The following is a 10,269-nucleotide window of genomic DNA, read 5'->3' as shown; positions in this document are numbered from 1 at the left end:
ATTTCGCCGCCATTCACGCCGCGGCGCAATGGATCGCAGACGCGACCGGCGCTACGCTGGGCTTCCTCACGGAAGCGGCCAACACGGTCGGTGCGCATCTCGTGAACGCATTGCCGGGCGAGGGCGGCCTGAACGCTCGCGAAGTGTTCGAGCAACCGCGCAAGGGTTATGTGCTGCTGAACGTCGAGCCGGAGTTCGATACCGCCAATCCGGCGCAGGCTTTGGCCGCGCTGAAGCAGGCGGAAATGGTTGTCGTGATGTCGCCGTTCCAGACGGGCGCCGACTACGCCGACGTATTGCTGCCGATCGCTCCGTTCACGGAAACGGCCGGCACGTTCGTCAATGCCGAAGGTACGGTGCAGACGTTCAACGGCGTCGTGCGTCCGCTGGGTGACACGCGTCCGGCATGGAAGGTGTTGCGCGTGCTGGGCAGCCTGCTCGGCGTGCCGGGCTTCGAATTCGACACTTCGGAAGAAGTGCGCGCGGCAGCCCTCGACGATGGCGAGCTGAAGACGCGTCTGTCGAACAAGACGGGTGTGACGGTTGCACGCGGCAAGGCAGCGAAGGCAACGGAAGGCAAGTTCGAGCGTATCGCCGACGTGCCGATTTACCACGCCGACGCACTGGTGCGTCGCGCTGAATCGCTGCATCTGACGGCAGCGGCGCGCGCAGCGAATTCGGTCGGTCTGCCGGCTGCGCTGTTCGACAAACTGGGTTTGAAGGAAGGCGACGCAGTGCGCGTGCGCCAGGGCGAGCAGTCGGTGCAGTTGCCGGCCGTGCGCGATGCAAATCTTGCGGAGACGGTCGTCCGCGTATCGGCGGCTACGCCTGCCGGTGCAGCGCTGGGCAGCCTGTTCGGTGAACTGGTGGTGGAGAAGGCGTAAATGAGCTTGTTCGAAACGATCAACTCGGGCGGCACCCAGCTTCTCGGTGTGGCATGGCCCACGGTGTGGGCACTGGTGCGCATCCTGGTGGTGGCCGTCGTGATCCTGCTGTGCGTGGCTTACCTGATTCTGTGGGAGCGTAAGCTGATCGGCTGGATGCACGTGCGTCTCGGCCCGAACCGCGTCGGCCCTGCAGGTCTGCTGCAGCCGATCGCCGACGTGCTGAAGCTGCTGCTGAAAGAAGTGATTCAGCCGGCCCAGGCAAGCCGCTGGATCTACCTGATCGCGCCGATCATGGTGGTGGTGCCGGCCTTCGCGGTCTGGGCGGTGATTCCGTTCCAGGCGGGCGTGGTGCTCGGTGACATTAACGCGGGTCTGCTGTACGCGATCGCGATTTCGTCGATCGGCGTGTACGGCGTGATCCTGGCCGGCTGGGCGTCGAACTCGAAATACGCGTTCCTCGGTGCCATGCGCGCGGCCGCTCAAATGGTCTCGTACGAAATTTCGATGGGCTTCGCGCTGGTCGTCGTGCTGATGACCTCGGGCAGCCTGAATCTGTCGGACATCGTCACATCGCAAGAACGCGGCATCTTCGCTGGCTACGGCTTGAACTTCCTGTCGTGGAACTGGCTGCCGTTGCTGCCGATGTTCGTCGTGTACTTCATCTCGGGCATCGCCGAAACGAACCGCCACCCGTTCGACGTAGTGGAAGGTGAGTCGGAAATCGTCGCGGGCCACATGATCGATTACTCGGGGATGGCGTTTGCGCTGTTCTTCCTTGCCGAGTACATCAACATGATCGTGATCTCGGCATTGGCTGCAACACTGTTCCTCGGCGGCTGGAGCGCACCGTTCGGCTTCCTGTCGTTTGTCCCGGGCATCGTTTGGCTCGTCGCCAAGGTTTTCTTCCTGCTGTCGGTATTCATCTGGGCGCGTGCCACGTTCCCGCGCTATCGCTATGACCAGATCATGCGTCTGGGCTGGAAAATTTTCATTCCGGTTTGCGTGGTGTGGCTCATCGTGGTCGGCTTCTGGATCATGTCGCCGTTGAATATCTGGAAATAAAGGGCGGATGAACCCATGACCGCAATCCAAAACTTTTTCAAGACCTTCTTCCTGACGGAGCTGCTCAAGGGCCTCGCGCTGACCGGACGTTACACGTTCCAGCGCAAGGTGACGGTGCAGTTTCCGGAAGAGAAGACCCCGATTTCGCCGCGTTTCCGCGGCCTGCATGCGCTGCGCCGCTATGAAAACGGCGAAGAACGCTGCATTGCCTGCAAGCTGTGCGAAGCGGTGTGCCCGGCGCTTGCCATCACGATCGAATCGGAAACGCGTGCGGATAACACGCGCCGCACGACGCGTTACGACATCGACCTGACCAAGTGCATCTTCTGCGGTTTCTGCGAAGAGAGCTGCCCGGTCGATTCGATCGTCGAAACGCACATTCTCGAATATCACGGCGAAAAGCGCGGTGACCTGTATTTCACGAAGGACATGCTGCTGGCCGTGGGCGATCGCTACGAAGCGGAGATCGCTGCGAGCAAGGCAGCCGACGCACCGTATCGTTGAAGCGCTTCAGTTGAAGTAGTAAATGCAGCAGTAACACGGCCTGTTGTCGGGCCGAGCGCCGCGGCCTGACCGCCGCGGCACGGCGCACCTGTGCGGCTGTTCTGGCGGTTTTGGCCGCTTTTGCCCGCCACGTGCCAAAGAACAATGCCTGACGATGGCCTAACGATGAACCGGTAATCATGGAATTCACGACCGTACTGTTCTACATCTTCGCGCTACTCCTGGTGGTTTCAGGGCTGAAGGTGATCACCTCGCGCAACCCGGTTTCGTCCGCACTGTTTCTGGTGCTGGCGTTCTTCAACGCAGCTGCGATCTGGATGTTGCTGCAGGCCGAGTTCCTCGCGATCCTGCTGGTGCTGGTGTATGTCGGCGCGGTGATGGTGCTGTTCCTGTTCGTCGTGATGATGCTGGACATCAACATCGACGTGCTGCGAAAAGACTTCAAACGCTTCGTGCCAATGGCCACGCTCGTGGGCGCGATCATCGTGATCGAGACCGCGCTGATCCTGTGGCACGGCTACGGTGCAACCACCACGGTGCTGCGCGACACCACGGCGGCCGCCAACGGTATGGCCGACTGGTCGAACACGCGCCTGATCGGCAAGGTCATCTACACCGACTACATCTTCGCGTTCGAAGTCGCCGGCCTTGTGCTGCTGGTGGCGATCATCGCGGCGATTGCGCTGACCACGAGTCACAAGAAAGATAGCAAGCGCCAGAACATCAGCGAGCAGGTCAAGGTGCGTGCTCAGGACCGCGTGCGCATCGTGAAGATGGCATCGGAAAAGACCGCGGCGACCGTCGCGGCGGAAGAAGCCGCCGCGGCGGCTGCGACTGCGGCAGCAGCAGCTGCCGACTCGGCACCCGCTAAAAACAGCTGAGCGGACAGGAGATAGAAATCATGTTGACCCTTGCTCATTACCTTGTCCTCGGCGCGATCCTGTTTGCGATCAGCATCGTCGGCATTTTCCTGAACCGCCGCAACGTCATCATCATCCTGATGGCGATCGAACTGATGCTGCTGGCGGTGAACACCAATTTCGTCGCGTTCTCGCATTACCTCGGCGACGTGCACGGTCAGATCTTCGTCTTCTTCGTGCTGACGGTTGCTGCAGCTGAAGCGGCGATCGGACTCGCAATTCTGGTGACCCTGTTCCGTAGCCTCGACACGATCAATGTCGAGGACCTCGATCAGCTCAAAGGTTAATTTCAGGTAAAGCGGTTATGTCAACGATACTCAATGAAAACCTGCTGCTGGCGATCCCGCTGGCACCGCTGGCCGGCTCTCTGATTGCAGGGCTGTTCGGGAAAGCGGTAGGGCGAGCCGGCGCGCATTCGGTCACGATCCTCGGCGTCGCGATCTCCTTTGTTCTCTCGGCGATCGTCTTCTTCCAGGTGCTGAACGGCGCGAGCTTCAACGCGACCGTCTACGAATGGATGACGATCGGCAAGACGAAGTTCGAGGTCGGCTTCCTGGTCGACTCGCTGACGGCGATGATGATGTGCGTGGTGACCTTCGTGTCGCTCATGGTGCACATCTACACGATCGGTTACATGGCCGACGACGACGGCTACCAGCGCTTCTTCTCGTACATCGCGCTGTTCACGTTCTCGATGCTGATGCTCGTGATGAGCAACAACTTCCTGCAGCTGTTCTTCGGCTGGGAAGCGGTGGGCCTGGTGTCGTACCTGCTGATCGGCTTCTACTTCACCCGTGAGAGCGCGATCTACGCGAACATGAAAGCGTTCATCGTGAACCGCATCGGCGACTTCGGGTTCCTGCTCGGCATCGGCCTGTTGTTTGCCTTCGCGGGTTCGATGAATTACGGCGACGTCTTCGCGAAGCGCACTGAACTCGCGGCATTGAGCTTCCCGGGCACGGACTGGGGCTTGCTGACGGTTGCCTGCATTTGCCTCTTCATCGGCGCGATGGGTAAGTCTGCGCAGTTCCCGCTGCACGTCTGGCTGCCAGATTCGATGGAAGGTCCGACGCCGATCTCCGCGCTGATTCACGCGGCAACCATGGTGACGGCCGGTATCTTCATGGTCGCGCGCATGTCGCCGCTGTTCGAACTGTCGGATACGGCGCTGTCGTTCGTGATGGTGATCGGTGCGATCACGGCGCTGTTCATGGGCTTTCTCGGGATCGTCCAGAACGACATCAAGCGCGTGGTGGCTTACTCGACGCTGTCACAGCTCGGTTACATGACAGTCGCACTCGGTGCATCGGCTTACTCCGTCGCCATCTTCCACCTGATGACGCACGCGTTCTTCAAGGCGTTGCTGTTCCTCGGCGCGGGTTCCGTGATCATCGGCATGCACCACGATCAGGACATCCGCAACATGGGCGGCCTGCGCAAGTACATGCCGATCACCTGGATCACGTCGCTGGTCGGTTCGTTGGCGCTGATCGGCACGCCGTTCTTCTCAGGCTTCTACTCGAAAGACTCGATCATCGACGCAGTGAAGCTGTCGCATCTGCCGGGTTCGGGTTTCGCGTATTTCGCGGTGGTGGCGAGCGTGTTCGTTACTGCGCTGTACTCGTTCCGTATGTACTTCATGGTGTTCCACGGCAAGGAGCGCTTCCGCGATCCGAAGCATCCGGAATCGCCGATGGGCATCGAAGCGGCCGCGCATGCGCATGACGGTCACGGCCATGACGCGCACGGCCACGGCCATGGCCACGACGACCATGCGCACGAGCCGCACGAAACCCCATGGGTGGTGTGGCTGCCGCTGGTGCTGCTGGCAATTCCGTCGGTGGTGATCGGCGCGATCGGTGTCGGTCCGATGCTGTTTGGCGACTTCTTCCAGCATGGCGTGGCGTTCGACAAGGTGATCTTCATCGGCGAAAACCATCCGGCGCTGCATGACATGGCTGAAGAATTCCAGGGCTGGGCGTCGATGGGCCTGCATTCCGTCTCAGGTCTGCCGGTCTGGCTGGCGCTCGCGGGTGTGGTAGTCGCGTGGTTCCTTTACCTGGTTCGTCCTGATCTGCCGGCTGTCATCAAGCGCGCGTTCGGGCCGATCTACACGCTGCTCGATAACAAGTACTACATGGACAAGATCAATGACGTCGTGTTCGCGCGGGGCGCCGTGGCAATTGGCCGTGGTCTCTGGAAGGAAGGCGACGTCGTGGTCATCGACGGCATCGTCAACGGTAGCGCACGCTTTATCGGCTGGTTTGCCGGCGTGATCCGCTTCCTCCAATCCGGTTACATCTACCACTACGCGTTTGCCATGATTATCGGCATGTTGGGGCTCCTGACCCTGTTTGTAACGCTCGGCGGCAAATAAGGCGAGGGACACTAATGCACGCTTATCCGATTCTCAGTATCGCGATCTGGTTACCGATCCTCGTAGGTCTCCTGGTCCTGGCTATCGGTTCCGACCGGAACCCGGCTCCGGCGCGCTGGATTGCGCTGATCGGCTCGGTCGTCAGCTTCATCGTGACGATCCCGCTGATTGCTGGTTTTGATTCGAGCACTTCCGATCTGCAGTTCGTCGAAAAGGCGAACTGGATCGAACGCTTCAACATCACGTACCACCTGGGTGTCGACGGCATCTCGATGTGGTTTGTCGTGTTGACCGCATTGATTACGGTGATCGTCGTGATCTCCGCGTGGGAAGTCATCACGAAGAACGTGTCGCAGTACCTCGCTTCGTTCCTGATCCTGTCCGGCATCATGGTCGGCGTGTTCAGCGCAGCGGACGGCATGCTGTTCTACGTGTTCTTCGAAGCGACGCTGATCCCGATGTACATCATCATCGGTGTATGGGGTGGGGCGAACCGCGTGTATGCGGCGTTCAAGTTCTTCCTGTACACGCTGATGGGCTCGCTCCTGATGCTGGTCGCGTTGCTGTACCTGTACATTCAAACCGGTACGTTCGATCTGGCTACGTGGCAGAACGCGCAGATCGGCATGACGCCGCAGATATTGTTATTCATAGCGTTCTTCATGGCCTTCGCTGTGAAGGTGCCGATGTGGCCGGTTCACACGTGGTTGCCTGACGCCCATGTGGAAGCGCCGACCGGCGGCTCGGTCGTGCTGGCCGCGATCATGCTTAAGCTGGGCGCATACGGTTTCGTGCGCTTCTCGCTGCCGATCGCACCGGACGCGAGTCACTTCCTGGCGCCTGTCGTGATCACGTTGTCGCTGATCGCCGTGATCTACATCGGCCTGGTCGCAATGGTGCAGGCCGACATGAAGAAGCTGGTCGCGTATTCGTCGATTGCGCACATGGGTTTCGTGACGCTCGGCTTCTTCATCTTCAATCAGCTCGGCGTGGAAGGCGCGATCGTGCAGATGATCTCGCACGGTTTCGTGTCGGGCGCGATGTTCCTGTGCATCGGCGTGCTGTACGACCGCATGCACTCGCGTCAGATCGCGGATTACGGCGGTGTCGTCAACGTAATGCCGAAGTTCGCGGTATTCGTGATGCTGTTCTCGATGGCCAATTGCGGCTTGCCGGGTACTTCCGGTTTCGTCGGCGAGTTCATGGTGATTCTGGCTGCTGTCCAGTACAACTTCTGGATCGCGGGCGGTGCGGCTGTCACGCTGATTCTCGGTGCGGCCTACACGCTGTGGATGTACAAGCGGGTGTACTTCGGCGCGATCGCCAACGATCACGTGAAGAGTCTCGTGGACATCAACCGTCGTGAGTTTTTCATGCTGGCAGTGCTCGCTGCACTGACGCTGTTCATGGGCCTGTATCCGAAGCCCTTTACCGATGTGATGCACGTATCCGTGGAAAACCTCCTCTCCCACGTCGCGCAGTCCAAGCTGCCGTTGCCACAGTAATACAGAGCGGAGGAATTTAAAGATCATGCAAAACGCCCCTATGACTGTTCTGTTACCCGACGCACTGGTGATGCTCGCCGTTGTGCTCGCGTGGCTCAACGACACGTTCGTCGGCCAGGCCGGTCGCCGTACCACGTATTTCATCGCGTTCTTCTCGACGCTGATTGCCGGGATCTGGTTCGCGGTGAACGCGTTCGACCCGCAGGTGCACTACTTCTTCGGTCACATGTATGTGGTGGATTCGTTCGCCAGTGTGATGAAAGCGGTGGTGACGCTGGGCTATGCCGTGTCGATCGTTTATTCGCGCCGGTACCTCGAGGATCGCGGGCTGTTTCGCGGCGAGTTCTTCCTGTTGGGCATGTTCTCGTTGCTCGGCCAGTTCGTGATGATCTCCGGCAACAACTTCCTGACGCTGTACCTCGGTCTGGAGCTGATGTCGCTGTCGTTGTACGCTGCGATCGCACTGCGTCGTGACGCGGCGCCTTCGAACGAAGCGGCTATGAAGTACTACGTGCTCGGTGCGCTGGCTTCCGGCTTCCTGCTGTACGGCATTTCGATGCTTTATGGTGCGACCGGTTCGCTCGACCTGAACGAAGTATTCAAGGCGATCGGCACGAGCCACTACGATCCGAGCGTGCTGCTATTCGGCGTGATCTTCGTCGTGGCAGGCGTGGCGTTCAAGATGGGCGCGGTGCCGTTCCACATGTGGGTGCCTGACGTGTATCAGGGCGCTCCGACTGCAATGACGCTGATGGTCGGTGGCGGTCCGAAGGTGGCGGCATTCGCGTGGGGTCTGCGCTTCCTCGTGATGGGTCTGCTGCCACTGGCGGTCGAATGGCAGCAGATGCTGGTGATTCTGGCGGCGTTGTCGCTGATCGTCGGCAACATCACCGGTATCGTGCAACGCAACGTCAAGCGTATGCTCGCGTACTCCGCGATTTCGAACATGGGCTTTGTGCTGCTCGGCCTGCTGGCCGGCGTGGTGGATCAGAAGACGGCCGGCGCGGCCAATGCGTACGGCTCGGCGATGTACTACAGCATCGTCTACCTGATTACGACGATGGGCACCTTCGGCGTCATCATGCTGCTGGCACGCCGCGATTTTGAAGCGGATACGCTCGAAGACTTCAAGGGTCTGAATCAACGCAGCCCGGTGTTCGCGTTCGTCATGATGGTGATGATGTTCTCGCTCGCCGGCATCCCGCCTGCAGTCGGTTTCTACGCCAAGCTCGCGGTGCTGCAGGCAACCATGAATGCCGGTTTGACCTGGCTGACCGTGCTGGCCGTGATCACGTCGCTGTTCGGTGCGTTCTACTACCTGCGTATCGTCAAGCTGATGTACTTCGACGAACCGCAAGACAAGTCGCCGATCCTCGCCGACACAAGCACGCGTGCTTTGCTTGCGCTCAACGGGGTTGCCGTGCTGGTGCTCGGTATCGTGCCAGATCCGCTGTTGAAGGCCTGCCTGCAGGCTATTCAGCACACGCTGCTGCTCTGATGTCGGCTGCAGGTTGGTTTATCGTGTTGTTGGCGCTGGTCGGCGCCAACCTGCCGTTCCTGAATCAGCGTCTCTTCGCCGCCGTGCCGTTGAAAGCGGTGAAGAAGAGCGCCTGGATCCGGTTAGCCGAATTGATCGTGCTGTACTTTGTGGTCGGCGCGTTCGGTTTTCTGCTGGAAGCACGCGCGGGTAACCGCTTCGAACAGGGGTGGCAGTTTTACGCGATCACGTTCGCGTTGTTCATCGTGTTCGCATTCCCCGGCTTTACCTTCCAGTATCTCGTCAAACGTCGCTGACGGCGTCTCGCCGTCGCGCACCACGCTGTCCTGAGGTCGCATATGGCTGAACTTCCCGATCACGACGCCGCGCTCACCGAGACCTGTATCGAGAGCAAAACGATCCATCAAGGGCCGTTCCTGACGCTTAAGTGCGATACCGTCCGCTTGCCCGACGGTAAGCAGGCCACTCGCGAGTACGTTCAGCATCCGGGCGCCGTGATGGTGATTCCGCTATTCGACGACGGCCGCGTGTTGCTGGAAAGCCAGTACCGCTATCCGATGGGCAAGGTCATGGTCGAGTATCCGGCGGGCAAGCTCGATCCGAACGAAGGCGCGCTGGCTTGCGCGAAACGTGAGCTGCAGGAAGAGACCGGCTATACGGCGCGCGAATATGTTTATCTGACGCGCATTCATCCGATCATTTCCTATTCGACCGAATTCATCGATATTTACCTGGCGCGGGGACTGACTGCCGGCGAGCGCAAACTTGACGATGGCGAATTTCTCGAACTGTTCACGGCCAGCGTCACCGATATGTTGGAATGGGTGCGTACGGGCAAGGTGACGGACGTGAAAACCATCATCGGTACGTTCTGGCTGGAGAAAGTATTGTCCGGCGCCTGGCCAATGGCCGAGCCGCAATAGCGCGCTCAGCTCAGAACGCAGAACGGGCGCGAGTTGTGCGCCGACTGGAAAGTCTGCAAAAAGCCCCTGTTGGTCGACGACCCGCAGGGGCTTTGTCATTGCGGGCAAGATATCAACTCGATGCGTTCCCCGATGTCCGAAAAATGGGTTCCCGTCCTATGCCATCTGACAGTCTCGCCCTCTGATCGTTGCCGCTCTAGTATCGACGTCTGGCAGCAGAATTTGTTACCCCATTTATTTTGGATAACGAAGGGTATGAGATGGATTCGATTATGATTGCGGCCACACATGGTTGTCGCTTGACAACCATGTGTGGCCGCGCTAAATTAGAGGATATAGATGGTTCGAGGAATCCATTCCAAGAAAGAGGTCGAGGCCGCGCTGGCTTACGCGGAAAGAAACGGCTGGCGTGTCCACGGCGGTGGTAAAGGTCACGCCTGGGGAAAGATGTACTGTCCTTACAACGACGCGGAATGTCGGTGCGGCGAGTTCTGTATATCGAGTGTGTGGAGTACGCCGAGGAATCCCGGCAATCACGCAAAGCACCTCAGGCGCATCGTCGACAACTGTACGACACGCCGGCAGTGAAAGTG

Annotated in this window: 11 protein-coding genes; all 11 read left to right on the top strand. The window is 59.5% G+C overall.

Annotated elements, in window-relative coordinates; genetic code table 11:
* Positions 1-884: molybdopterin-dependent oxidoreductase (locus VFE81_RS10030; RefSeq protein ID WP_325044446.1), on the top strand; the 884-nt coding region annotated here is incomplete at its 5' end.
* Positions 885-1,949, top strand: coding sequence for an NADH-quinone oxidoreductase subunit NuoH (gene nuoH / locus VFE81_RS10025; RefSeq protein WP_325044445.1), 1,065 nt, complete (start codon positions 885-887; stop codon positions 1,947-1,949). It abuts the gene before it with no gap.
* A 15-nt stretch (positions 1,950-1,964) separates the two neighbouring features.
* On the top strand, positions 1,965-2,453 hold the full coding sequence (gene nuoI / locus VFE81_RS10020; protein ID WP_054034957.1) for an NADH-quinone oxidoreductase subunit NuoI: 489 nt from the start codon (positions 1,965-1,967) through the stop codon (positions 2,451-2,453).
* Between the two features lie 179 nt (positions 2,454-2,632).
* Positions 2,633-3,334, top strand: a complete 702-nt coding sequence (locus tag VFE81_RS10015) for an NADH-quinone oxidoreductase subunit J (protein ID WP_325044444.1) — start codon at positions 2,633-2,635, stop codon at positions 3,332-3,334.
* Positions 3,335-3,354: 20 nt separating this feature from the next.
* On the top strand, positions 3,355-3,660 hold the full coding sequence (gene nuoK, locus VFE81_RS10010) for an NADH-quinone oxidoreductase subunit NuoK (protein ID WP_006052894.1): 306 nt from the start codon (positions 3,355-3,357) through the stop codon (positions 3,658-3,660).
* Between the two features lie 17 nt (positions 3,661-3,677).
* Positions 3,678-5,750: an NADH-quinone oxidoreductase subunit L gene (gene nuoL / locus VFE81_RS10005; RefSeq protein ID WP_325044443.1), complete on the top strand. Its 2,073-nt coding sequence runs from the start codon at positions 3,678-3,680 to the stop codon at positions 5,748-5,750.
* Positions 5,751-5,764: 14 nt separating this feature from the next.
* On the top strand, positions 5,765-7,255 hold the full coding sequence (locus tag VFE81_RS10000) for an NADH-quinone oxidoreductase subunit M (RefSeq protein ID WP_325044442.1): 1,491 nt from the start codon (positions 5,765-5,767) through the stop codon (positions 7,253-7,255).
* Between the two features lie 25 nt (positions 7,256-7,280).
* Complete coding sequence (gene nuoN, locus VFE81_RS09995; RefSeq protein ID WP_325044441.1) at positions 7,281-8,753, top strand: NADH-quinone oxidoreductase subunit NuoN; 1,473 nt, start codon at positions 7,281-7,283, stop codon at positions 8,751-8,753.
* Positions 8,753-9,049: a DUF2818 family protein gene (locus VFE81_RS09990; protein WP_325044440.1), complete on the top strand. Its 297-nt coding sequence runs from the start codon at positions 8,753-8,755 to the stop codon at positions 9,047-9,049. Before nuoN ends, VFE81_RS09990 begins: the two co-directional genes overlap by 1 nt.
* A 42-nt stretch (positions 9,050-9,091) precedes the next feature.
* Complete coding sequence (locus tag VFE81_RS09985) at positions 9,092-9,676, top strand: NUDIX hydrolase (RefSeq protein WP_325044439.1); 585 nt, start codon at positions 9,092-9,094, stop codon at positions 9,674-9,676.
* A gap of 339 nt (positions 9,677-10,015) precedes the next feature.
* Positions 10,016-10,264, top strand: coding sequence for a hypothetical protein (locus VFE81_RS09980; protein ID WP_325044438.1), 249 nt, complete (start codon positions 10,016-10,018; stop codon positions 10,262-10,264).
* The last annotated feature ends 5 nt before the right edge of the window (positions 10,265-10,269 follow it).

Source organism: Paraburkholderia sp., from assembly GCF_035656215.1.
Taxonomy (GTDB): Bacteria; Pseudomonadota; Gammaproteobacteria; order Burkholderiales; family Burkholderiaceae; genus Paraburkholderia.
The sequence above is the reverse complement of the archived record's forward strand: the minus strand, read 5'-3'. Positions and strand labels throughout refer to the sequence as shown.

What these genes read in the sequence shown, in the direction of transcription:
- nuoH (WP_325044445.1), top strand. Translation starts at nt 885, where the DNA reads ATGAGCTTGTTCGAAACGATCAACTCGGGCGGCACCCAGCTTCTCGGT.
- nuoI (WP_054034957.1), top strand. Translation starts at nt 1,965, where the DNA reads ATGACCGCAATCCAAAACTTTTTCAAGACCTTCTTCCTGACGGAGCTG.
- VFE81_RS10015 (WP_325044444.1), top strand. Translation starts at nt 2,633, where the DNA reads ATGGAATTCACGACCGTACTGTTCTACATCTTCGCGCTACTCCTGGTG.
- nuoK (WP_006052894.1), top strand. Translation starts at nt 3,355, where the DNA reads ATGTTGACCCTTGCTCATTACCTTGTCCTCGGCGCGATCCTGTTTGCG.
- nuoL (WP_325044443.1), top strand. Translation starts at nt 3,678, where the DNA reads ATGTCAACGATACTCAATGAAAACCTGCTGCTGGCGATCCCGCTGGCA.
- VFE81_RS10000 (WP_325044442.1), top strand. Translation starts at nt 5,765, where the DNA reads ATGCACGCTTATCCGATTCTCAGTATCGCGATCTGGTTACCGATCCTC.
- nuoN (WP_325044441.1), top strand. Translation starts at nt 7,281, where the DNA reads ATGCAAAACGCCCCTATGACTGTTCTGTTACCCGACGCACTGGTGATG.
- VFE81_RS09990 (WP_325044440.1), top strand. Translation starts at nt 8,753, where the DNA reads ATGTCGGCTGCAGGTTGGTTTATCGTGTTGTTGGCGCTGGTCGGCGCC.
- VFE81_RS09985 (WP_325044439.1), top strand. Translation starts at nt 9,092, where the DNA reads ATGGCTGAACTTCCCGATCACGACGCCGCGCTCACCGAGACCTGTATC.
- VFE81_RS09980 (WP_325044438.1), top strand. Translation starts at nt 10,016, where the DNA reads ATGGTTCGAGGAATCCATTCCAAGAAAGAGGTCGAGGCCGCGCTGGCT.